The organism is Bacteroides faecis MAJ27, from assembly GCF_900106755.1.
In the GTDB taxonomy this organism is placed as follows: Bacteria; Bacteroidota; Bacteroidia; order Bacteroidales; family Bacteroidaceae; genus Bacteroides; species Bacteroides faecis.
This window is the reverse complement of sequence record NZ_FNNN01000013.1, coordinates 92,433-115,309: the sequence shown is the minus strand read 5'-3', so window position 1 is coordinate 115,309 and position 22,877 is coordinate 92,433. Positions and strand designations below refer to the sequence as shown.

Annotated in this window: 20 protein-coding genes and 1 riboswitch; of the genes, 4 read left to right on the top strand and 16 right to left on the bottom strand. The window is 40.8% G+C overall.

Going from position 1 to position 22,877, the window contains the following annotated elements; translation table 11 throughout:
• Positions 1-191: 191 nt before the first annotated feature.
• Complete coding sequence (locus BLW31_RS12860) at positions 192-1,127, top strand: DUF6731 family protein (RefSeq protein ID WP_010538636.1); 936 nt, start codon at positions 192-194, stop codon at positions 1,125-1,127.
• Positions 1,128-1,899: 772 nt separating this feature from the next.
• Here the strand turns inward: BLW31_RS12860 and BLW31_RS12850 are convergent.
• Positions 1,900-3,264 (bottom strand): ATP-binding protein, encoded by a 1,365-nt coding sequence (locus BLW31_RS12850; protein ID WP_010538638.1) that lies wholly within the window; start codon positions 3,262-3,264, stop codon positions 1,900-1,902.
• Positions 3,265-3,546: 282 nt separating this feature from the next.
• Here BLW31_RS12850 and BLW31_RS12845 point away from each other — a divergent pair, with 282 nt between their 5' ends.
• Positions 3,547-4,143 carry a type 1 glutamine amidotransferase family protein gene (locus BLW31_RS12845; protein WP_010538639.1) on the top strand — a complete coding sequence of 199 codons (597 nt, stop codon included), beginning with the start codon at positions 3,547-3,549 and terminating at the stop codon, positions 4,141-4,143.
• Positions 4,144-4,229: 86 nt separating this feature from the next.
• On the opposite strand, the gene BLW31_RS12840 is transcribed toward BLW31_RS12845, so the two are convergent.
• The 7 genes from BLW31_RS12840 to BLW31_RS12810 all read right to left on the bottom strand — a co-directional run bounded on the left by BLW31_RS12840 (position 4,230) and on the right by BLW31_RS12810 (position 10,238).
• Positions 4,230-4,649 carry a pyridoxamine 5'-phosphate oxidase family protein gene (locus tag BLW31_RS12840; RefSeq protein ID WP_010538640.1) on the bottom strand — a complete coding sequence of 140 codons (420 nt, stop codon included), beginning with the start codon at positions 4,647-4,649 and terminating at the stop codon, positions 4,230-4,232.
• 93 nt (positions 4,650-4,742) lie between these two features.
• Complete coding sequence (locus BLW31_RS12835; RefSeq protein ID WP_010538641.1) at positions 4,743-5,621, bottom strand: AraC family transcriptional regulator; 879 nt, start codon at positions 5,619-5,621, stop codon at positions 4,743-4,745.
• 123 nt (positions 5,622-5,744) lie between these two features.
• A complete protein-coding gene (locus tag BLW31_RS12830; protein WP_010538642.1) occupies positions 5,745-6,293 on the bottom strand; it encodes a Crp/Fnr family transcriptional regulator in 549 nt (182 codons plus the stop codon).
• Positions 6,294-6,331: 38 nt separating this feature from the next.
• A complete protein-coding gene (locus BLW31_RS12825; RefSeq protein ID WP_010538643.1) occupies positions 6,332-7,696 on the bottom strand; it encodes an MATE family efflux transporter in 1,365 nt (454 codons plus the stop codon).
• A 231-nt stretch (positions 7,697-7,927) separates the two neighbouring features.
• On the bottom strand, positions 7,928-8,254 hold the full coding sequence (locus tag BLW31_RS12820) for a DMT family transporter (RefSeq protein ID WP_010538644.1): 327 nt from the start codon (positions 8,252-8,254) through the stop codon (positions 7,928-7,930).
• A 91-nt stretch (positions 8,255-8,345) separates the two neighbouring features.
• Positions 8,346-8,909 (bottom strand): Crp/Fnr family transcriptional regulator, encoded by a 564-nt coding sequence (locus BLW31_RS12815; RefSeq protein ID WP_010538645.1) that lies wholly within the window; start codon positions 8,907-8,909, stop codon positions 8,346-8,348.
• 195 nt (positions 8,910-9,104) lie between these two features.
• Complete coding sequence (locus BLW31_RS12810; protein WP_010538646.1) at positions 9,105-10,238, bottom strand: OmpA family protein; 1,134 nt, start codon at positions 10,236-10,238, stop codon at positions 9,105-9,107.
• A 925-nt stretch (positions 10,239-11,163) separates the two neighbouring features.
• A riboswitch (cobalamin riboswitch) is annotated at positions 11,164-11,385 on the top strand.
• Positions 11,386-11,515: 130 nt separating this feature from the next.
• Here BLW31_RS12810 and nrdD point away from each other — a divergent pair.
• Positions 11,516-13,609 (top strand): anaerobic ribonucleoside-triphosphate reductase, encoded by a 2,094-nt coding sequence (gene nrdD, locus BLW31_RS12800; protein WP_010538647.1) that lies wholly within the window; start codon positions 11,516-11,518, stop codon positions 13,607-13,609.
• Positions 13,593-14,078, top strand: coding sequence for an anaerobic ribonucleoside-triphosphate reductase activating protein (gene nrdG, locus BLW31_RS12795; RefSeq protein WP_010538648.1), 486 nt, complete (start codon positions 13,593-13,595; stop codon positions 14,076-14,078). Before nrdD ends, nrdG begins: the two co-directional genes overlap by 17 nt.
• Before the next feature lie 53 nt (positions 14,079-14,131).
• Here nrdG and BLW31_RS12790 read toward each other — a convergent pair whose 3' ends face one another.
• From BLW31_RS12790 to BLW31_RS12755, 8 genes are all read right to left on the bottom strand, one after another.
• Positions 14,132-15,337: a cupin domain-containing carboxymuconolactone decarboxylase family protein gene (locus BLW31_RS12790; RefSeq protein ID WP_010538649.1), complete on the bottom strand. Its 1,206-nt coding sequence runs from the start codon at positions 15,335-15,337 to the stop codon at positions 14,132-14,134.
• A 48-nt stretch (positions 15,338-15,385) separates the two neighbouring features.
• A complete protein-coding gene (locus BLW31_RS12785) occupies positions 15,386-16,423 on the bottom strand; it encodes a cyclophilin-like fold protein (RefSeq protein ID WP_010538650.1) in 1,038 nt (345 codons plus the stop codon).
• Positions 16,424-16,586: 163 nt separating this feature from the next.
• Positions 16,587-17,525: an EamA family transporter gene (locus tag BLW31_RS12780; RefSeq protein WP_010538651.1), complete on the bottom strand. Its 939-nt coding sequence runs from the start codon at positions 17,523-17,525 to the stop codon at positions 16,587-16,589.
• 67 nt (positions 17,526-17,592) lie between these two features.
• Entirely contained in the window at positions 17,593-18,753 is a 1,161-nt protein-coding gene (locus BLW31_RS12775) for a MalY/PatB family protein (protein ID WP_010538652.1), read from the bottom strand.
• A 3-nt stretch (positions 18,754-18,756) separates the two neighbouring features.
• Positions 18,757-19,620 (bottom strand): DUF3737 family protein, encoded by an 864-nt coding sequence (locus BLW31_RS12770; protein WP_010538653.1) that lies wholly within the window; start codon positions 19,618-19,620, stop codon positions 18,757-18,759.
• A gap of 71 nt (positions 19,621-19,691) precedes the next feature.
• Positions 19,692-20,267: a cyclophilin-like fold protein gene (locus tag BLW31_RS12765; RefSeq protein WP_029425617.1), complete on the bottom strand. Its 576-nt coding sequence runs from the start codon at positions 20,265-20,267 to the stop codon at positions 19,692-19,694.
• A 35-nt stretch (positions 20,268-20,302) separates the two neighbouring features.
• Positions 20,303-21,334 carry an alpha/beta hydrolase gene (locus tag BLW31_RS12760; RefSeq protein ID WP_010538655.1) on the bottom strand — a complete coding sequence of 344 codons (1,032 nt, stop codon included), beginning with the start codon at positions 21,332-21,334 and terminating at the stop codon, positions 20,303-20,305.
• Positions 21,335-21,669: 335 nt separating this feature from the next.
• Positions 21,670-22,875 (bottom strand): MFS transporter, encoded by a 1,206-nt coding sequence (locus BLW31_RS12755; protein ID WP_074759570.1) that lies wholly within the window; start codon positions 22,873-22,875, stop codon positions 21,670-21,672.
• Positions 22,876-22,877 lie beyond the last annotated feature (2 nt).

Here is a 22,877-nt window from a genome sequence, read left to right as displayed (position 1 = left end):
TGTAATCATTTGAACTTTAGAAAATTAACCAACAATATAATGGCGTTTATAAATTTGCGTTCTTATTAGCCATACCAAAAAATGAATAAAGGTCAAGTTTGATTGTGTATATTATTAATATTTTCTATTTAAAAATTTGCTTAATTCGTTGTAACGTAATACTTTTGTAAGTAACAAAAGACGATAATACTATGGTTAATAAAAAAGTAACATGCTATTCAGTGAATATTCCAGAAAGCATGGATTTTGTACAACTCCTTTTAGATAACGAAGAATCTTCGTTAAAACCCTTTGTTCTTGATCAATATAGAACAATCGAACTTAAATATACTCAAATACAGAAAAATGGAAGTATTGTTGGTCTATTTGTAACTACAAGTCGAAAAAATATTCCACCGGCTCATAAACCTGGAAATGGAGACGATTATACAGCATTGCCCTTAGATGATGGACAAGGCTTAGCCTATCCTAATGTATTTTTATATGATCCCCAATTTAAAGTACTATATTTAGAGACAAATAGAATGGGAGTTAGTCCGTCAAAAATATGTGCATATTTTGAGGCGAGGGCTATTAGGGACTCTATTCCTACTTTTTGGATTGAAATCAGTCCTCTTTTAAAAAAAGAGGCGTATGAAAGAGTTGAAAACATGGTGAGAATAAAATATGTAAATTTGAAATTAGCTAAACCAACCGGGCTTCTTAGAAATAATTTGTCTAAAGGGTCATTAAGAGGATTGGCAAGTATATCCGATCAGCTTAATGCAGATAAATACATGCAATGTTCTTTTACTGCGGATAAAGTAAAAAGCTTAAAGAAAGGGGAAATCTTAAATATTATAGATAGTTTTGGACGTATTCATTCAGAGGCAACAGAATTAGGACGAGAAAAAGGTAATAAACTTATAATTAAAGGAAATATCTTAGATGAAGATGGAACTGAAATAGAGGATGTTGTAGATTTTTTACTAAACAAAATTGATTTTCGTTTTTCAATAGAAGAACCTATTATAGCTTCAAACCTTCAATTTATGGATAGAAAAAATGGTATTAATACGGTTTATATGAAACTTTATAAAGAAGTTTCTACTGTGGTAGATAGTATTCAGCGTTTAAGAAAGGAGTAAAATATATTCAAAAATCTATAACTTAGGAATATGACCATATTCATAACAAATATCCATATTGCAACAAATATATTGTAATAAGGTATTTGAATTTCTAATGTTAATAAAAACACACAGGTTAAGATAACAGATAAAAAAGAATATATTACCGCTGTCTTATTGTATTGTATTAACTCTGGAAATCTATTAGTATCAATTAAATTTTTAATAGCGGAATTGTTTAACTGCATCAAAGTTACCATCGTTGTCAATAAAAACCCAAAAACAATACTTTCCGCTGTAACTAAAGCCGATATAAATGTTTTATCAAAACATTTATAATAACACTTATCTATTATTTCATTATCTTTGAAAAAGTACAATAGCAAACATATCATCGAAGAAAATAGTAATGGATATAATTTCTCCCATTTGTTGGATATGTATAACTTTATCTGTTCAAACATACTAAGTTTCTTTATTTGCAGTAAAGATACAATATTTTTTTGTAAAAATTATAGGCTATTGATGGTTATTATATGAACTATTTCGTATTTTTGCACCAACTCAAACAACCACCGCAACACCAAGCAATCCAAAGAATTGCACACGTGGGGTTATTAGTGGGAGAAAGATTTTAGAGATTGCTAAGATATTGAGTATGTGAAGAATAAAACTAAGGTTCATCTTCCGTACGCACCGCGAAAGCAAATAGTAAAGCTCTGAAATTCAAGGATTTCAGAGCTTTTTCTTTTTCTTCACTTTAGCAAAAATAGCGGGTTCTTTACTTTAATTAGCCGATAGCATCAATAATTTCCTGAGGTGTTATCACCAGAGCATCACTCTCACGAAGCGGCTTTTGTTTCAGGAATAATACCGGAACGATTTCCTGCCCTTTCAGGAAAGGGAGTTTCCGAGCTTTGGCAGTCAGTTCATAAATTAGCCTGCCTGCATCTTCACCTTCTGTCCATTTACATTCCCCGACAAGCAGTTTCTTACCGTCTATACTCTGTGCCACTACGTCCAGTTCGATAGCTTCATCCCTTGATACATTGCCCCACCAACGTCCAGCAAGATTGTACATATCTCCGCCGATTACTCCACCACTGACGGCCTGACGGCATAGTTTTTCCCACCAAGCAGATACATATCGAGAAAACTGTGAGCAGATAGCATCCGTCACAAAACCGGAACGTCCGAGTTCTATCAGCGAGCGGTTGGGAACTACAAAGTGAAAATAGAAATCCATAAATGGGTCACTTACCTTATACAGGCTCTTCTTGCTGCTCTTCGGATTCTCACCGAAAGGAATCTCCCGTTCGATAAAATCCAGTTGGCGTAGTTTCTCTAATGGACCGGATAAATGGGTAGCCGGCTTTTCCAGACGTGCGGCAATTTCCGATAATCGGTTGACACCGCTCCCAATCACAGAGAGAAGCGTCGATGCCTGAATCACATCCCGCATATCGTCCATAAACAGACGGATCGGCTCCTCGTACAGTGTACCTAACGGATTGAGTATATTATAAGCTATTGACTCCTGCAAGCCGTCATCTTGTAACCGAAGCTCCCAATAACGGGGCACACCTCCCCATATAGCATATTCTTCCACCGTACTCACAGCATCCGAATGCAATACTTCCTGTAAATACTTAATATGTATAGGAGATAGTTTCAGCATCTGGTCTGCACGTCCGTATAACGGGGCACTACCATCCAATATCAATCCCTGCATCAATTGTTGGGAAGACCCACAAATAATCAGGTTATACTTAAGGCTACGGGAATCTATCAACCTTTGCAATAGGGCAGGGAGTTCAGGAGAACTCTTGACCAAATACGGGAACTCGTCCAAACAGAGTGAAAAACGCTCTTGAGTCCGATGGTTAAGAGCTGTCAGTATTGCTTCCCAATCAGGATATACTACTTTATCAAAATCCGGTATTACCATACCGATTTCTTTGGCAAGCAGGCTGATTTGATGCGCACGCTCGGTTTGGTCAGCCATATAGTACACATCATTTGAAGTCAGCACTTTTTTTATCAGGGTGGATTTTCCTAACCTGCGCCTGCCATATACAACGACAAATGCAGATTTCTCACCGTTCAACGCTTTTTGGAGCCGTTTTTGTTCTTCTATCCGATCTACGAATTCCATATTTCAATTATTATAGAATACAAAAATAATGTTTCTACTCCATAATAACAAACATCTTACTTGTTTTTCTCATTTAAGTCCTCTTCTTCTATGCCCAACTTCTTTTTAATGCCACTTGCACCTATTTTACATTCTCAAATTAGTCAGACGGAACGTTTTCCCGAAACTGAAACACTCTCCGTTACACAAAATCTTCAAGTACATAAATTTATTCGTCCGGCTATGGACTCATAATTCAATTAAATATAGCATCTTTGTGCATACAAAAAAATAGAATAACGTATGAAAGAAGTAATATTTGTATTATTAAATGGTTTTGCCGATTGGGAGGGTGCATTTACAGCCATCTGTTTGAATCAGGGTGTTAAACCCGGAAACCCCATCAATTATAAAGTAAAATACCTCTCAATAACCAAAGAGCCTGTCACTTCAATAGGAGGACTCAGAGTATTACCCGATTATGATCTAAAAGATATGCCGGAAGACTATGCGGGCCTGATATTAATCGGCGGCATGAGATGGTTTTCACCGGAAGCCGAATTAATTGTTCCGCTTGTAAAGAAAGCACTCAAAGATAAGAAACTGGTTGCTGGTATTTGCAACGCTTCTGTCTTTCTTGGTATGCATGGGTTCCTTAATGAGGTAAAGCATACCAGCAATACACTCGATTACTTGAAACAATACGCCGGAGATCAATATACAGGCGAATCCAATTATATGAATAAACAGGCTGTAAGAGATGGAAATATTGTAACTGCCAATGGCATCGGACAACTGGAATTTTGCAGGGAAGTACTATATGCATTAGAAGCTGATACGGCTGAAGCGATAGAAGAAAGTTATCTGTTTTATAAGAATGGGTTCTGTCCGAAAGGATAAAATGAAGTAGAAGGATATGATGGGATAACGTGCCTGTACGGAAATACACAAAGCAAGTTATCCCATACGCTTCCTGTTTCCAAGCTTTATTCAACCATGAAACTCTCAGACTTAAAACCGCTGTAAAACCTTCCGGAAGTTGCCGTAAATTTCAGCACGCAATAGTCGGGATCTGTCACGCCTTCCGGATAATACATGGTGTCACCCTCCTGCCAGATCATCTCTTTACTGGCACTATCAGTCAGCACTTCCATAGTGCCACGCAGCATCACACCTCTAAAAAACCTCGCATCACAAAAGTAAATACAGGCATGATTGTTTTCCCTATACTGCGCGACACGCATTGATGAAGTGTTTGTCGTCAGATAAACTGTTTTTATCCCTTCCCGCTTTCGGGGTTGCAACATGGCCTTGATATTAGGAAATCCTTCATTATCTATGGAACCGATAAAAGCCGTTTTCAACTTATCAATCATGTTCCCTACTGTCTTTTCTGCATCTCTCATTATTCAATTATTTTAAATGGTTATTATCTGATGCGAAAGTAGGAATATAGAACACAATCAGTGCAATAAAAAGAAAGGGAGAAATAGCACTTTTTACGGTTTATGCGTTTTTCGATAAAGTAGAGGCGTTTCTCCCGTATGTTGTCGGAAGCAACGGATAAAATAAGAAACGGTTGAGAAGTGAAGTTCAAATGCAATATCCGATATAGAGGAATCTGTATAGGCAAGTAGTCTCTTAGACTCATCCATTACTTTATTCTGTATATATTGCTTCGCACTGAGTCCCATTATTGAAGTTACAATCTCATTCAGGTAATTCGGAGTAATGCAAAGTTTATCTGCATAATATTGAACAGAATGCTGTTCTTTCAAATGGGCGTCAACTAACTTAATAAATTTGTTTATATGGATATTGTTGGTTTCTTTACTTGTACTCTCTCCCCCGATATCCGCTTTTTGATAGGCCCGGTTCAACAACATCAGTACTTCATAGAGTAATGCCCTCAATACATGTACATCATTCTGTTTGTACGAATCAATCTCCGCTTTAATGTTATACAATATCTGAAGGATACGCATATAAAGTTCATCCGACAACTGTAATTTGGATGATGTCTTCCCCGATTTGAAGAATGAGAGGTGCTGCACAAAAAGAGAATCTTTAAAAAGAGAAGATAAAAACTCATCTTCAAAGATCAAGGCATAGCCATTGACTATACGATGGGTATCCCAATTCCGAATCTCTCCCGGTTTAGAGAAAAACACATCACGGGAAACCGCTTCACAAGTCTGATTATCTATCGAGAACATGCCCTCTCCTTCTGTGACAAACGTGATATCATAGTAAGTCAGCGTATGGACAGAACTTAGGGCGAGGAACTTCTTTACATACTTCAGTTCGACGACATCTACTAAAAGTTCACTCCCATACTTATTCTTATAGAAAGTATATCGGGGGATCGAGTTCTTCATTTGAGATACAAAAATAATATTCCTTATCAAATAATCCAAAGCCTCTCCAACTAAAAAAACAGGAAGCCCACAGACTATTTAATAAGGAATATATTAAAGAGACGGATCACAAGAAAATGTTTCTTATTTATGACTGCCAGCCAAGTATCCCAGACTTGTCACGTCAGCCCCTAAATAATAAGTAATGTATTTCAAAGGGACCCTGTACAGGATATCGGGTATCTCTGTCAATAAAGAAAGATATCTTTCTCTGATTGTCAGTTTACGGGTATTTACATTCATTTCCTCTTTCAAATAAAACTGATATTCCATCAGCTGACGCATCAGATTGGCAAACGTTATGGATGTTGCGCATAACTCTTCAATCTCATCTTCACTGATGTAATAGGCAACACACCTTGTCAGTGTTTTTATAGAATGCTTACTTGTATTGTAGCACAAGATAGCATCACCTTCGGACAGGAATCTGACAGTTTTGTCCTCTCCCTGCCGGGTAGTAAATGTATGCAGGATGCCGGAAACGATAATATACAAGCTCTGCTCGGGCATTGTAGCAGAAGCAATCGTTTCTCCTTTATCCAGATACACCATTTCCATGCGAGCCAACAGCTCTTTCACTTCCTTTTCTTCAACCTGATACTCAAAACAGAGTTTCTTCAAATAAGCTTCCATACAAATTGATTTTAGTTAATATATCCACTTAAAAACACCTAATTCGACATAGCAGGCATCATTGTGCCTTTCAAATAAACTTTCTTCCGTGTATACCTTAAATACCAAATGCATATCAACAATGAAACCACTGTTGAAACAGGCGGAGCAAACCCCATGATAAACAGGGAAGAACTATCTATCTGGCTGAACCAGTACGACAACGGAATCCTAAACAGGAAAGTCGCTATCAAACTGTGAATCATCGGGAATAGTGAATTTCCCTGTCCGCTGAAGTAAGAATTTATGCAGAACACAAAACTTACTATAATACAGTCGATGCTATATCCTCGCAGATACTCCGCCGCCATTGCCACAACCGCAGCATCTTTCGTAAAGAATGCGGTAAGCGTTTCCGGCAGGAATTGCGAATAGACACAAACCGATATACCGAAAACAAGTGCAAGACCTATCCCGGAAGCCAGACATCTGTTCATCCGCTGTATGAGTCCGGCTCCGTAGTTTTGTGCTGTCATCGTTGCCACTGCCGATGAAATCGCCATCGGAGGCAACATGGCAAACACTATGATTTTCTCTACAACACCTAAAGAGGCCGATGCGATCACTCCCATCTGATTGACTATAACGGTTATAATCAAAAAGGAGATATTAACCAACGCATCCTGCAACGCAATAGGTGCCCCCAATGTCATGATTCTTTTAGCCAGATTCCGGTTCAGCCGGATATCTTTTCGTGTAAACCCAAAATGGAATCCATGCCGATATAAGAACCAAAGAGATATCACAAAGCTGACTCCCTGCGCCGTTATGGTGGCAACTGCTGCTCCTGTAGCTCCCAAATGGAAATATCCTACCAGTATAAAATCAAGTACAATATTAATCACACATGCCAGCGCTACAAAACAGAGCGGTGTCTTAGAGTCTCCCAACCCACGCAGAATACCACATACGACGTTATATCCTACTATAAACAAGATGCCGACCGAACACACCAGAATATAACTTTTCGTATCTGCCATTGCTTCCATCGGCGTATGCATCAACTCCGCTATCTGACCATGAAAGGCCACCATGACCAAAGTAAGCAGTACCCCGATCATTGAAAACAGCCACACGGAAGAACCGATGGTAAAAGCCACCTTCTTGTCATCCTTGGCTCCGGTAGCAATAGCAATCAGCACGGTTGTTCCCGTCGTAATACCAAGAATAATACCTGTAATTGTCTGCATCACCTGGCTGCCGATAGCCACAGCCGCTACACTTGCAGAATCATCGTATTGTCCCACAACAAAGAGGTCAGCCCCGCCATAAAGCGCCTGAAGCACATTCGCAATCAGAAAAGGAACCGCAAATTGCAGTAATACCTTCGGAACGCTCCCTTGTGTCAAATTTAACTCCTTCATAGTTTCTTCGCTACTTATTCCTCTAATCTCTATTTGTTACAAAATAAAATAGTGCCGGACAAGCTGAATGATTCGCACCATTCATCTTATCCAGCACCATAATTATTATTATAGCACCCTCCGATGAGGATTTTCTATGCCTGTCCTTATTTTTGGGCTGCAAATATGGGCTTTGTTTTCATAACTACCAAATTATAATCGATAATTATTTTTTTATGATACCATAAGGTATCAATGTGATACCAATTTCAAACCAACGATGGAGCAAATCAATGTGAAGATAAAGAACATTCTGCTCCAGCTTGCCGGTTCTTTAAAGAAAAAGATACCGATCAACACAGTGCCTGCCGCACCGATACCGGTCCATATAGCATAAGCTGTGCCAACGGGCAATGCCTTTGTTACTCTTATCAGGAGAAGCATACTGACACATAAAGATATCAGCAACCCCAATGACCACAGATATTTCTCTACTCCTATAACCCTGTTTATTTTTCCCAGACAGAAGGTAAATACCAGTTCGAGACATCCTGCCAAAATCAAAAGAATCCAGTTCATAACACTTATTGTTTTTAGTTGCAAAGGTCATGAATTTCCGTCCACCTCTATTTTACATTTGTAAAAAAGGAATTTTACATTTGATAAAAAATCACCTGATCTTTGCCCGGATTCTACTTAGATTGACCTGCGAGATACCTAAATATGACGCTATAATACCCAGCGGTACGCGTTGAAGTATATCAGGATAGTCGGATATCAGTTCCTGATATCTCTCCAATGAAGTTTTGAATTGTCGGGAAATAAAAAGTTTCTCTGATTTGATACATTCTCTTTCGGCAAATTTCCTTCCCCAGTTGGCTATGTGTATATCTTCCAGATAGAGATTATGCAATTTATCAACACTCAGTTCATACAGGGCGCTGTCTTCCAAAAGTTCAATATTCTCATATCCCGCCTGATTATCATAGAGAGTTTGCAACGGGAAAATAGCATCTCCCTCCTTCCCGAACCAGAATGTAACTTTCTTATCCGACTTATGGGTGTAGGCATGCAGCATCCCTTTCTTCATCAGATAAAATTTAGTGCTTTTACGGTTTGCCCAAAACAGATGGAAACCTTTAGGATATACCACTTCGGAAGCATCACTCAATAATGCTTCTTTCGAAACATCCGGCAGTTTATATATGTTGTCAATGATATCATGTATATCCATAAATAGTTTTATTTCAATTGCTTTGCCACTCTTTTCAGCATAAAACGGATGGTTTGCCAAAAATAGTCACTTTAAATAAACAAACAATGACTTTACCCATTTTTCTGTACTTCGTCCATTCGTATTTTGTTTTAAAACAAAATAAGGGCTGCCCCATACAAGGACAGCCCTCACCTATTCTATTTACATATCCTATTAATCTTCAATAGTACATATACTTACACGGTTCCAGTCCGGTTCGGTAAACATGTCACCTACTCCCTGACCTTCGGCAGTGATACGTGCCGGATTAATCTTATATTTGTTGACCAAGATCGTTTTTACAGCCTCTGCACGAGCCGCAGCTATTCGGGCATTGACTTCCACACTACCTTCCGGAGAAGCATATCCTTTGATCACTACTTTTGAGTCGGCATATTTCTTCATATAAGAAGCTACACGTTCTACATTCGGGAGCTGTGAAGCATCAACCGATGATTTGCCTTGTCTGAAAGTAATGATAGATTCGGGAACACGGGCAGTCTTTACCACAGTTTCAACCGGAACAACCTTAGTGCGACATGCTTCAAGTTCCTGCTGCAATCCGCTGATTTTCTGGTTAGCGCTGTTCAACTCACCATCCTTATTATTCACCTGTCCACGAAGAGCATTGACAGAAGCGTTCAGATCGTCAATTTCGCCTTGGTTGTAAACTCTCACTTCAGTGAAGTAACGGTTTCCTGAACTGGTCTTAAAGTGATAAGTCAGTCCGGCAGTCAATTCAAATGCCGCATTGTTGGCATTGAAACGGCTTTTTGCCTGATTGAAGTCACCTTGCATATCATATACAATGGCTGGTTTCACTCCTAAAGTCCAGGCTTTGCTTTCACCAAGGTTAAAGTTCAGATTCAATCCGAAGCGGGTAGACCATGAATTCTGATCGCCATCGCCATTCACATAATAGTGCAGCCAACCCGCACCGGCTACTGCCTCAACCTCAAACAAACGAGGAACACCCTTGTAACCTGCAAACAGGTTCATCAGGTTTACTTTACCCAACAGGCTAACGTCAGATGCGTCAAAAGCTGTTTTGCTTTGGGTAGTATTGATATATCCCATGCCTTGCAATCCTAAACCAAATATAGGAGTTAATTGTTTGGAGACTCCGATTCCGAAACCGGGACGTGCATTCTTAAAGAAAGCGCTGTGAGTAAGAGGAGTAATCACACCGGCGTTTACTTCTACAGACCAATTATCTGCAAACTTTGTACCTTCCACAACAGTCTGGGCATTCGCTGTAAAAGCGCCCAATACCATAGCTAATAAAATAATAGATTTTCTCATAATCATTCTTTTTTAAATTGTAATGTTTCATTTGCTAAATTATTAGAAATGTTTTATTTGCTCATGTCTAACTTTTTAGTTCATAATTAAAGCTCGTTATTTAGATTAAACAACATTCCATATCAAATATTAGTTCGCAGGTCTCTAGCTGAATTAACATCTATTTACTCAATCCATCCAGGAGAAACGATACATGTATGTTCCGGCATTCCCTGTTAGAGAACAAATATGAAAGAACGACTATTATGCAAAAACTGGATACGAAATATACAGAGGGATCAGAAGGAAGATCGAAAAAACGGCTGGATTTCCAATCTAAAAATATCCAATGAACAGGAATATCGATTATTATATTGCGATATGATACAATTCTATAGCCGTTACACCCAAAATAATGTCAACTGTAAGAATATTACTCCAAGTTAACACAATATATAGTGATGGAAAATGAAAACAACCAGCGTAAAAAGCTGGTTGAAAAAGAGATTTTCCCCTTCCTTGCAAAGAAAACAAACCTTCCTCACCGACCAATGCCCCGTTCCTTTAAAACCAACGGACCGTTTCATTTAAAGGAACAACCTGTTTCATGCATTGTTATGATACATATAACAGTTATATTGATGCAATAAAACCTTCAGAAAGTGTATATTATTTCATCTTTATATGCATAATTTTCTCTATCTGAAGAAAATCATACCGAAAACATTCATTCTAAATATTAAAAACAGAACATTGATAAAAGACACAAATCGATGAGATTAACACTTTATTTTCACTTTGCGACAGTATCCAGGTTTGTGTATCCTGTTTCGAAAAAGATTTTTTTCTTTTTATTATGCACAGTGGAATCAGCATAACGGCTTTCAGATATATGCTAATAATAGCCGAATAATTTTATCCCCTTTTCAGTTAGATTATTGATTTAATTTCTAACTTTGCCGGTAACATCGGTTTCCGAATCATCATCAACATGAAACGGAATTAAAAGGGAATCCCGTGAAAATCAGGAACTATCCCCGTAGCTGTAAGTTTTATCCCTCCATCAGAATGAGAGAAATGTTGTGGCATTCATCCGCCACTGGTTTGCTGAACAAACCGGGAAGGCGTCACAACAGAAACAAGTCAGAAGACCTGCCGATATGATAGCCGTTATTCCAGGCTTTCGGGTGAAAGGCAATAGAACGAATCCTACACAGATCCATTTTATTACAAGCTCCGGAAATTGTCGTGCACGAATAACTATGTAAGCACAAATTATATTTGTTAATTCTTAAAATATAGGTATGATCAGTTCGGAGATATTTATTATCAAAAGGGACGGGAAGAAAGAACTTTTTTCCCTCGACAAAATTAAGAATGCAATATCCAAGGCATTCTTGTCAGTAGGAAGTTTTGCAACACAGGATGTTATCACCAACGTGTTGAGTCGTGTCAGTATCAGTGACGGGACAAATGTAGAAGAAATCCAGAATCAGGTGGAAGTCGCCCTGATGGCAGAGCATTATTACAGCGTTGCCAAGGCATATATGCTGTATCGCCAGAAACATCTGGAAGACCGGGAAGTAAGGGACAAGCTCAAATTTCTTCTCGATTATTGCGACGCTTCCAATCCGGCTACCGGCAGCAAATACGATTCCAACGCCAATGTGGAGAACAAGAATATCGCCACACTGATAGGCGAACTCCCCAAATCGAATTTTATCCGCCTCAACCGCCGCCTGTTGATAGACCGCCTGAAAGATATGTACGGCAAAGAAATATCCGACCGTTATCTGGACCTGCTGAATCATCACTTCATCTACAAGAATGATGAAACCAATCTTGCCAACTACTGTGCAAGTATTACGATGTATCCCTGGTTGATAGCAGGCACAACAGCCGTAGGAGGCAATTCCACTGCCCCCACCAATCTGAAATCTTTCTGTGGCGGATTCGTCAATATGGTATTCATCGTATCGAGTATGTTGAGCGGGGCATGCGCTACGCCCGAGTTTCTGATGTATATGAACTATTTCATAGGACTGGAATACGGACAGGATTATTATAAGAACCCCGATAAACTCGCAGACCTATCCCTGAAACAAAGATCGATTGACAAAGTCATAACGGACTGTTTCGAACAAATCGTCTATTCCATCAACCAGCCTACAGGAGCACGCAACTTCCAGGCTGTCTTCTGGAATGTAGCTTATTATGACAAGTATTATTTCAACAGCCTTTTCGAGCACTTCGTTTTCCCGGATGGAAGCAAGCCCGACTGGGATTCACTCAGCTGGTTGCAGAAGCGTTTTATGAAATGGTTTAATAAAGAACGCACCCGCACCGTACTGACATTCCCTGTCGAGACAATGGCACTCTTGACAAAAGACGGTGACGTGCTGGATAAAGAATACGGTGACTTCACTGCCGAGATGTATGCAGAGGGGCATTCCTTCTTTACTTATATGAGCGACAAGGCCGATTCTTTGAGCAGTTGCTGCCGCTTGCGTAATGAGATACAAGACAACGGTTTCAGTTATACGCTGGGAGCCGGAGGAGTTTCTACCGGTTCTAAAAGTGTGCTCACCATCAATCTGAACCGCTGTATCCAGCACGCTGTAAAATCCGGCATGCTTTATCCTTTCTTTCTGGAAGAAGTAGTCGATCTGGTTCATAAAGTACAACTGGCCTATAATGAGAATCTGAAGCAACTGCAGGCAAAAGGAATGTTGCCGCTGTTTGATGCCGGTTACATCAATATGAGTCGTCAGTATCTTACTATCGGTGTAAACGGACTGGTGGAAGCCGCGCAGTTCATGGGAATCGACATTAATGATAATCCTAAATATGAAGCTTTTGTACAGGAAATTCTCGGCATGATTGAAAAATATAACAAGAAATACCGTACAAAAGACATTCTGTTCAACTGTGAAATGATTCCTGCCGAAAATGTCGGAGTGAAGCATGCGAAATGGGACAAGGAAGCAGGATTCCAGACTTACCGCGAATGCTATAACAGTTACTTCTATATCGTAGAAGATCAATCGCTGAACATCGTCGATAAATTCCGTCTGCATGGCCATCGCTATATCGAACATCTGACAGGTGGTTCTGCTCTGCACATGAACCTGGAAGAACATCTTAGCAAAGAACAATACCGGCAATTACTCCGTGTGGCTGCTACCGAAGGCTGCAATTACTTTACATTCAACATTCCGAACACCGTATGTAATAAATGTCATCACATCGACAAACGGTATCTGCACGAGTGTCCCGAATGTCATAGCGAGGATGTGGACTATCTGACCCGCGTTATCGGCTACATGAAACGTATCAGCAATTTCTCCCAGGCACGTCAAAAGGAGGCAGACCTCAGATATTATGCTTCGGTACGCTGATTACGATATTGTATTTCAAGAGATACCGGACGAAGTAACGCTGGCTATCAATCTCTCCAACTGCCCCAATCACTGCAAAGGCTGCCATAGTCCTTACCTGATGGAGAACGTTGGAGAGCCCTTGAATGAAAACAGCCTTTCCGTACTGCTCGACAAGTACGGAAAGGCTGTCACGTGCGTCTGCTTTATGGGTGGCGATGCTTCACCTGCGGAAGTAGAACGGCTGGCTGAATATCTAAGCAGGCAGACTATCGCTCCGGTAAAAGTCGGCTGGTATTCCGGGAAATCGAAATTACCGGATCATTTTAATGTGTCTTATTTCCAATATATAAAGTTAGGACCTTACATAGAAACTCTGGGCGGATTAAAGTCTGAAACAACCAATCAGCGTCTGTACCATATCGTAAATGGGACAATGGAGGACATTACCTATCGTTTCCTTCCGCATCACTCCAAAAAGAATTCTTAAAAAGATACGCTCAAACAGATTATACTGTTTATCGTTTGAGTGTTATTTTTTGATTATTTTTCCGGAATCACCTCATTCAGACAAGCTATCGCATTGAGTGTGCGCGGATAACCGATATAAGGCAATAGATGGGTTACAACAGCCAGCAGAGTATCTTTATCGTTACCTACATTGACATTCCCCTGTATATGCCCTTTCACCTGCGATTCACAACCTCCCAAAGAAACAAGGATTGAGAACGTTAACAGTTCGCGCATCTTCACATCCAGTCCGTTACGTGTCTGATAGTCTCCGAAACAGTTGGCAGAAAGATAACGCTGAATATGCTTTTGGTTTTCGGGAGCGTTTTTATGCATCTGATCTATCCGCTCACCAAAAATGGATTTCTGCAACCCCAGTCCTTTGTCGAAACGGGTTTCGGAAGAAACAACCGACTGTCCCTCTAAGGGAAGACGAACACCACGGGCCAATAATACATCATTAGTGATACCGATAAAATCCATCACTTTAGCCATACCTGCGTAGGCTACTGCCTGATAAAGGATCTCCTTTATTTCTATCGGAGTAATACCTGCATTAAGAGCGCTTTCAAGCATCATCCGGTATTCAGTCCGGGCCTGCGAGGCAATATTGGATGCCAATGTCACCATCAGGCGGGTTTTAGTATTCAAGTCACCGTATTCCTGCACTTCTTTGGCAAAATGACCCCATATCGCGTCCAGTTCGGGGTCAGTATCACTTAGTCCGCCTCCTCTGTCATCTTTCGTAGCTTCAGCATACTGTTCATCGTCCACCCGTTCCAGCCAAGTATTCTTGTTGGTCTGCGGATTGCATTCAATAGCCAAATGCGAAAACCAACTATCAGGAGCGGCACCGTGCCAATGTTCTACATCAGGTGCTATTTCAACGACGTCACCGGGAAGCAAACGACGTGCTGCCTTACCCCGTTCCTGATAATATCCTACGCCTCCAACGGCTATCAGGATTTGTCCGCCTGTATGGCTGTGCCAATTGTTTCGGCAACCAGGTTCAAAAGTAACATTGAACATAGGGACATTCAAGTCTTTGTTACCGGTCAGCGGCGCCAGCCAGGATTTTCCCGTAAAGTATTGTTCGAATCCTGCATTTTCCTTTCCTACCGGAAATGCGCTGAGGTTTTGAGGTACTTCTTCCTTTTTCATATTCTGTGCATTTATAGATTGCATCGGAATCTGCAAAACTCCGATGACTGTTACAAAAATAAAAAATAATCTTCTCATAGTGATATATATTGTTTTATGATTCAGAAACTTCCGCATCTCACTGAGCTACTGTCGCTCGAATTTCACAGCAATATTACCCGTAACGTTCAATGCCGCCATTCCGTCAGCGTCAATGTGGCCAATCTTTATCAAGTCGTTACTTTGCGACCAGCTTTTACAAAAGATCGCCACATTATTCCATGGCACATAAATCGTTATATCACCGGGCACAGGTGCACAGCCACGTGTCACTCCTGTCGTAGTCAGCGCAGGCGACGGATAAAAGATTTTCTCAGTGATATTATTATAATCATTCAGCGTTACCTCCAGTGGCAAACGCGAAAGGAAGTCCTTCGCAGCAGCATTGTCTTCCATTGTGGCGGTAATTGTACGGTTTCCGACTGTAATCTTTAAATTCATAGAAGTAGATGGATAATTGTTTTCACGACTGACACCAAGTGTTTCGAGCCACGCTGACACCCGACTTTCCATCTGTGAAAGCGTCGAAGAAGTCAGAAGCAGCGTTTCGGTGAAAGTGGCACCGGAGCAAAGCACCCGTGCCTCATCAACCGATGTAGAGATACTGCTACTACCACTGGTGGCAAAAAGGGCAATACGTTTACCTGAGAGCTTCGAAGCATGATTGTGCAGGAACGTCTGCATCGGTGTGGCAATACTACTGTACCAGATCGGATAGCCGACAAACACAATATCATAGTCGTCAAAATCTTCAACCGAAGTCTTAATCACCGGATAATTTCCCTGACGGATAGCAGACAGTTCCTCCTGCGCACGACTGAGCATTCCATCGTAATCACTGTCGTAAGCCACTTGGGGTTCCACTTCCAGAATATCACAATCAAGTATTTTTTGAATCTGCTGTGCCATACGCTCTGTACTGCCTGTGCGCGAGCAATAAAGCACCAGATATCGTCCGTTACCCCCGGGAGTGGGGTCTGCCGGATCTGTAGAATCGTCCTCATCTCCACTACCGGAATTCTCAGGTTGTTGTTCCGGAAGAATCAGATCTGCATTTGATCCGCTACATGCCGCCATCGGTATCATCGTCAGCAGCATCAATGGAATTAATAAAATCTTTTTCATATTACTATACCTTTTTAATATTAAATTACCAGTTACAAAATTACGGGAAATGGTCCGACCCGAATGTATACGATTTACAGATATTTATACCACAATCATGGATTTTGAGGATAGAGCAAAAATAACTCCTAACAAATTTCGTTTGTAATCCTGAAAGTAATAGCTACAAAGATGGTTTTCTCCTGTTATATTTCCTGCTAATCAGCATCACCCCCAAGAGAATCACTAATAAACCGAATATCTGAATAAAAGTAACTTGCTCATTTCCTAAAAAGACTCCTAAAAGAACAGCTATAAAAGGATTGACATAAGCATGTGTCCCTACTTCTGCAGCCGGACGCACTTTCAACAACCAGACATATGCCGAATATGCCAGCAAAGAACCAAAAGAAATCAAATATAACAAGGAGAACCAGCTTCCTGCCGATATTTTACCCCAATCCGCTTCCTGAACATCTCCGCTCATAGCGGCACAAATCCAAAACATTCCACTGGCAAAAAGCATCTGCCACGCAGAACCGGCAAAAGCGTTCACTTCTTCTTCACGGGATGATCGATATTTGGCATACAACGTTCCTAATGCCCAAGAGATACATCCGAAAATAAGAAGCAAAACACCACGTTCACTATATGGATGCAACCATTCAGCATGGAACTGTTCGGCATAAAGCATTACTACTCCCCAAAAACCAATCATGCCACCTATGATTGTGAAAGGATTACAAAAGTTAGTGCGCCACATCGGGATATCCAGCAGTAAAATCCAAAGGGCTGTGGAGGAAGCAATAATAGCCACAAGGCTGCTTGTGAGATAACGTTGTGCCAGCATTACAACAGCCATATCTACAAACAACAATACAATACCACTAATGGCAGAACTCTTCACTAAGCTTTTCTTAAATATCTGTTCTCCCCGTAAATAACAGATTCCAAGAAGTATCAACCCGGCAGCTGTAAACCGCAATGCTCCGAGCAGGAAAGGTGAAAAGTCTTTCAAAGCCACACCTATGAAAAAGTAGGTGGAACCCCAGACTACATAAATAAGGAAATAAGCGACGATAACACCTACCACCTTCCTATTCAAGCAATTCAATCTTTCCATGTTACTTCATTCAACCAGTATTTACAGGGAGTGAGAAGGGGGACCTCTCAATAAATTGACAATTATTTTATTGTTTCAACGCCCGCCTCAATCTTTTCAATCCTTCTATCAACTGCTGCCGCGGACAAGCGATATTGATGCGGATAAAACCTTCACCAGCCTCTCCATATAAGCTTCCTTCGTTTACCCAAAGCTTCTCCTTATCCAGCAGAGTTTTCATTATAGCTTCTGACGGCTGTTTCAACACCGAACAATCGACCCATACCAAATACGTACCTTCCAACGACACTACTGAAAATTCGGGAAGATATTCATCAAAATAAGCTCTCAAACAATGGTAATTGGCAAATAGATATCGATTGAGTTCTTCCAGCCATTCCACACCGTCAGTGTAGGCAGCCATCAACGCCTCTATACCGAACGGATTTACATCGCAGACTTCATTTATATTAATTGCCTTATCTATTTTCATACGGATATCAGCGTCGGCAGAAACAATATTGGCAATCTGAATCCCCGCGAGATTAAAAGCTTTACTGGGCGAAGTGCAAGTTATGGAATGCATCTGAAACTCTTCCGAGACAGAAGCAAAAGGAATATACGTATGTCCCGGAAAAACAAGTTCACAATGAATTTCATCTGATACTACCCACACATCATTTCGGAGACATATTTCGCCCAAACGAGTTAGTTCCTGCTTTGTCCAGACTCTTCCGGCAGGATTATGCGGATTGCACAATAACAACACTTTTACACCCGGATCAGCCACTTTCTGTTCTAAATCTATAAAGTCCATCTGATAAGTTCCATTCTCATAAATCAAAGGACTGGTAATCACCTCACATCCGTTGTTGCGGATAGAAGAAAAAAAGCAGTTATATACGGGGGTCTGCACCACTACCTTATCACCGGAAGTGGTCAGTGCCTTGATTACAGCCGACAGGGCCGGTACTACTCCGGTAGTATAAATAATCCATTCTTTTTCGATCTGCCAGTTATGACGTCCGGCAAACCATCCTGCCACCGTCCCATAATAAACATCGGGTACACGCACATATCCGAAAATGCCATGTTCTACCCGTTTCTTCAACGCTTCCACAACAGGGGGAGCTGTACGGAAATCCATATCAGCCACCCACATCGGCAACACATCCGCATCTCCGGCAGAATCCCATTTATAGGAGTTCGTACCTCTGCGTGGAACAACTTCATCGAAATTATACTTCATATCTCAATCAAAACAGGTCAGGCCATCCCAAAGTTTCAGTTCACAATCTCCCGGAGATTTCAAATTCTCATCCAGAATAATCGTTCCGAAACTTTCAGCAACAATACGTCCCGTACGCGGATTCTTCACGCTATGAACAGGACTTTTAATCGTTGCTTGTACACTGCTATGTTCGAAAGCAAGGTCAGCATTATCTGCCATCGTACAATTTTCCATTATCAGGTCGTGTGCGTAGCAAAGCGGTTGTGTACCCGAGATTTTACAATTCACCAAACGTAAGTTTTGAGAATGCCAGCCCAGATATTCACCGTCCAGCACAGAATCGTAGACTGTCACATTCTCCGTATTCCAAAATGCATCCTTCGAATGGATTTCAGCATGGCGGATTTCTACGTTCTTGCAATATTGGAAGGAGTAATTGCCATTCAATACAAAATTCTTGATGCGGATATCTTCTCCGTGTATAAAGAGATAGTCTCCTTTATTTATCTTCACATTGTTCAGTTCTACATTCCGGCAATACCAGAGTGTTTCCAAAGCATTGGGCAACTGTACATTTTCGAGTTCGATTCCGTCCATTTCGCGAAACATCTTCGGTGCTTCCACTAAGGTATCCTTCATCTTCAGATTTTTGGAATACCAAAGTGCGGCACGTGCTCCTTCGGTAAAGAGGCAATTTTTAACTACAAAACCATCATTATGCCAAAACGGATATTTTCCCTCGAAACGACAGTTTACCGCTTCTATATCACTGCACTCTTTCAGTGCCGATTCACCGGCATGAATGGTTACTTCTTCCAAATAAAGCCCGTGGGATGCGAACAAAGGACGTTCGCCTTCGTAATGTGTATTTTTAATTTGTTTCATGATTCGATTGTCTTTTATTTAAATAGTTATCTGTTTTTCTTGATGATTATTCTAAAATGATCGTGATGCAATTATTCTTTTTGCAGTTCGAAAGTTACTGTCACGCTTCCTGAACCTAATGCCGAAGCAAGTCCGGAAGAGTTATTCACACGTCCCAGCCGGGTATAGCTGTATGAGGTGGAAAAACTCTCGTAGAAAAGTACGACGCAATTAGAACCATAGAGCATCAGGTCGCCTGTAAGGATAGTGCCCGGATTGGATGCAGCCGTTGGCAGACTACCTGATAAATAATAATATTTCTCATTTCTATTCAAGTCCGGCATATTCACTGTCATAGGCAGTAACTTTTTGAATGCTTTTACCGTTTCATTGTCTTCCAGCGTAGCATCGAACGAGGAAGAACCTATTGTAATCCGAAGTTTATTACTCATTATTTCATCGTCACTGTCGTCATTATTTCCTCCGGGATTATCGTTCCCACCACCCGGATTATCACTGCCTCCACCACTGGAACTATTATCGTCATTGTTTGCCGGTGGAGCCGGCACTCCTGTATTCGGAGCAAACTCCGTATCATCCGTGCCACACGAGGCGAAACTGACGGACAACGTCAACATTACCAAAGTTGTCATAAATAAGCGCTTCATAACTGTTTCTGTTTTTCCGGTTCTCCTGTTCATACTTATTTCTTCAGATATTCCTTAAAAAAGGATTCCAATTTATCAAATGGTATAAGACCCACACGGTCGTAAAGGTCTACATGCCCCGCACCGGGTACAATGTACAGTTCTTTGGGCTCGGCAGCCAGTCGGTAGGCATCTTCACTAAATTCGCGTGAGTGGGCATTCTCCCCTGCTATGAAAAGCATAGGACGAGGTGAAATAGTCTCAATATCAGCAAAAGGATAGAAATTCATGAATTTCACGTTACTTGAAAGTGTAGGGTGTGTGGTAGTCATCGGAGTTGCTCCTTCGGGAGTAAACTCTCCTCTCTGAGTGCGGTAGAACTCATAAAATTCGCGTTCTATCGGACCAGAGCTTTCTGTCACTTCGTGTACAGTGCCACCGGTATATTTAGTTTCTCCGCCCAGAAACTCTGCATAGCGCTGTTCTGCTGCCTCAGCCATGATTTGTTTCCGTTGTTCTAAAGTCAGCGCATGTTTCAGTCCGTTGCGGCTGGCTGTACCCATATTGTACATGCTGATGGTTGCAATCGCTTTCAGACGAGGGTCTATCTTGGCCGCACTGATAGCGAAACTTCCGCTGCCACAAATTCCGATTACACCAATATTATTCCGGTCGATAAACGGACGTGTACCCAAAAAATCTACTGCGACACCGAAATCCTCCGCATATAGCTCTGGCAAAACAGCATTGCGCGGCTCACCTTCACTTCCACCCCAAAAAGACAAGTCGATGGACAACGTTACAAAACCACGTTCCGCCATTTTAGTAGCATACAGATTCGCACTCTGTTCCTTGACCGCTCCCATCGGATGTCCGACAATGATGGCAGGATATTTCTCTCCCTCTTTCATGGTCTTCGGCAAAAACAGATTGCCGGCTACTTTCATTTTATACTGGTTAGAAAAAGAAACCTTTTCTACCTTTACCCAATCACTTTTATAAAAGTTATCCGCATCAGCCTGTGCGAAAGAAAAACTGGTTCCAAGCATCATAATAAATACAGCGGTTAATAATAATATTCGTTTCATATCTCTTACATTTAATTATTAATGAATTGATTGTCTACTTTCTACATTGCAAAAATACGGTGAAATAAAAAGAGTGTTTGTAGATGAATTACTGACATTATTACCCCAATTACGGATTATATATTTTTATTCTTTTCTTGTAAGTGAGCATACGCCATATCCACTCGCCAATCCAGCCGGCAATAATAAAAAAAGGCGGAAGTTATCAATAATCCCTTATTGGAAACTTTACGAAACAAAGGCAAAAAGAGTCCGACTAACGCATAAAGCATCCAGCAGAATATAATGTTCTTTAGACTGAATCGAGGCTGAGTTTTCTATATTAGTAGATTTCATCATTCTGTTGCCATATTCATTTTAACTTGTTTCGGTGAATGCGGCACACGAATCCTCAAATAAACAAACACCATACTGACAATCAGGAAGAGCAATGCACCGAATACAGAATATTGTGTACCCATTTCTGTGATGAAAGCTCCACATATGGCTGTGCCGATTGTTGTTCCCAGATTGGCAGAGGTCAGGAACATCCCGTTAGCAAAGTCCGGAGCTTCGGGAGCAGCTTCCGCAATCATATATTGCATATTATTGCTGGCTATACCCGCCAATACACCCAAAATAAGAATAATAATTACCACAGCTGTAATCCATTCTCCCGTCATAAAAAGACATATATAGGAAACCAACAACGCAAAGGGCATGATAATGATTGAACGCCGCGCATTGATAGATAATAGTTTTCCGGCAAGTACATTACCTACAATGTTCGCCAAACCATAGACAAGCAACACGACGCTAATTACACTATATGATACTTCCGTCACTGTTTTCAAATAGTCCGACATATAGCTGAAGAACCCGAACATAGCCCCATTGATTAAAGTAACGGCAATAATAGAATGCCACATCACCTTTTTTCTCAATACACTGAGTTGTGCACCATAAGATACTTTTTCCTTTACAGGCATGGAGGGAATAAACAAAATAGTAGCTATAAGAACCAATGCATTTACAACTGTAAAAAACAACATTGCCATAGAGAACGAAACCTCACTGGCTATAAAGCTGGTCACCGGAACCCCCAGCACCATACCGGCAGATACACCGACAAAGACCTTTGAGACCGCCTTTGGAGCTTTTTCCTTGCTTACTGATGCTGCAGCTACCGTAAAAGCCATGGATACATATACCGGATGAAGGAAAGCGGGAAGTATCCGTGCAATTAATAATACTGTAAAATTGGTAGTAAGCATGGATATGATATTACTCAGCGTAAACAATCCCAGTGCCAATAGCATGACTTTCTTCCGGTTTACTCCCGAAAACAACAACGGAGTGATAGGAGCCGATGCCGCTACCACCAATGCAAAAACACTCACCGTCCAGCCTGCCTGCGGTACGGAGACCTTAAAAGTTTCAGCTATTAAAGGCAGTATGCCCACCACTCCCATTTCGGTATTTATAATTCCAAAAACACCGACTGTGAGGATAAATACGAGCAAACCGCCCGAATTAAGTTTTAATTTATTCTTTTGTTCCATAT

What these genes read in the sequence shown, in the direction of transcription:
- BLW31_RS12860 (WP_010538636.1), top strand. Translation starts at nt 192, where the DNA reads ATGGTTAATAAAAAAGTAACATGCTATTCAGTGAATATTCCAGAAAGC.
- BLW31_RS12850 (WP_010538638.1), bottom strand. Translation starts at nt 3,264, where the DNA reads ATGGAATTCGTAGATCGGATAGAAGAACAAAAACGGCTCCAAAAAGCG.
- BLW31_RS12845 (WP_010538639.1), top strand. Translation starts at nt 3,547, where the DNA reads ATGAAAGAAGTAATATTTGTATTATTAAATGGTTTTGCCGATTGGGAG.
- BLW31_RS12840 (WP_010538640.1), bottom strand. Translation starts at nt 4,649, where the DNA reads ATGAGAGATGCAGAAAAGACAGTAGGGAACATGATTGATAAGTTGAAA.
- BLW31_RS12835 (WP_010538641.1), bottom strand. Translation starts at nt 5,621, where the DNA reads ATGAAGAACTCGATCCCCCGATATACTTTCTATAAGAATAAGTATGGG.
- BLW31_RS12830 (WP_010538642.1), bottom strand. Translation starts at nt 6,293, where the DNA reads ATGGAAGCTTATTTGAAGAAACTCTGTTTTGAGTATCAGGTTGAAGAA.
- BLW31_RS12825 (WP_010538643.1), bottom strand. Translation starts at nt 7,696, where the DNA reads ATGAAGGAGTTAAATTTGACACAAGGGAGCGTTCCGAAGGTATTACTG.
- BLW31_RS12820 (WP_010538644.1), bottom strand. Translation starts at nt 8,254, where the DNA reads ATGAACTGGATTCTTTTGATTTTGGCAGGATGTCTCGAACTGGTATTT.
- BLW31_RS12815 (WP_010538645.1), bottom strand. Translation starts at nt 8,909, where the DNA reads ATGGATATACATGATATCATTGACAACATATATAAACTGCCGGATGTT.
- BLW31_RS12810 (WP_010538646.1), bottom strand. Translation starts at nt 10,238, where the DNA reads ATGATTATGAGAAAATCTATTATTTTATTAGCTATGGTATTGGGCGCT.
- nrdD (WP_010538647.1), top strand. Translation starts at nt 11,516, where the DNA reads ATGATCAGTTCGGAGATATTTATTATCAAAAGGGACGGGAAGAAAGAA.
- nrdG (WP_010538648.1), top strand. Translation starts at nt 13,593, where the DNA reads ATGCTTCGGTACGCTGATTACGATATTGTATTTCAAGAGATACCGGAC.
- BLW31_RS12790 (WP_010538649.1), bottom strand. Translation starts at nt 15,337, where the DNA reads ATGAGAAGATTATTTTTTATTTTTGTAACAGTCATCGGAGTTTTGCAG.
- BLW31_RS12785 (WP_010538650.1), bottom strand. Translation starts at nt 16,423, where the DNA reads ATGAAAAAGATTTTATTAATTCCATTGATGCTGCTGACGATGATACCG.
- BLW31_RS12780 (WP_010538651.1), bottom strand. Translation starts at nt 17,525, where the DNA reads ATGGAAAGATTGAATTGCTTGAATAGGAAGGTGGTAGGTGTTATCGTC.
- BLW31_RS12775 (WP_010538652.1), bottom strand. Translation starts at nt 18,753, where the DNA reads ATGAAGTATAATTTCGATGAAGTTGTTCCACGCAGAGGTACGAACTCC.
- BLW31_RS12770 (WP_010538653.1), bottom strand. Translation starts at nt 19,620, where the DNA reads ATGAAACAAATTAAAAATACACATTACGAAGGCGAACGTCCTTTGTTC.
- BLW31_RS12765 (WP_029425617.1), bottom strand. Translation starts at nt 20,267, where the DNA reads ATGAAGCGCTTATTTATGACAACTTTGGTAATGTTGACGTTGTCCGTC.
- BLW31_RS12760 (WP_010538655.1), bottom strand. Translation starts at nt 21,334, where the DNA reads ATGAAACGAATATTATTATTAACCGCTGTATTTATTATGATGCTTGGA.
- BLW31_RS12755 (WP_074759570.1), bottom strand. Translation starts at nt 22,875, where the DNA reads ATGGAACAAAAGAATAAATTAAAACTTAATTCGGGCGGTTTGCTCGTA.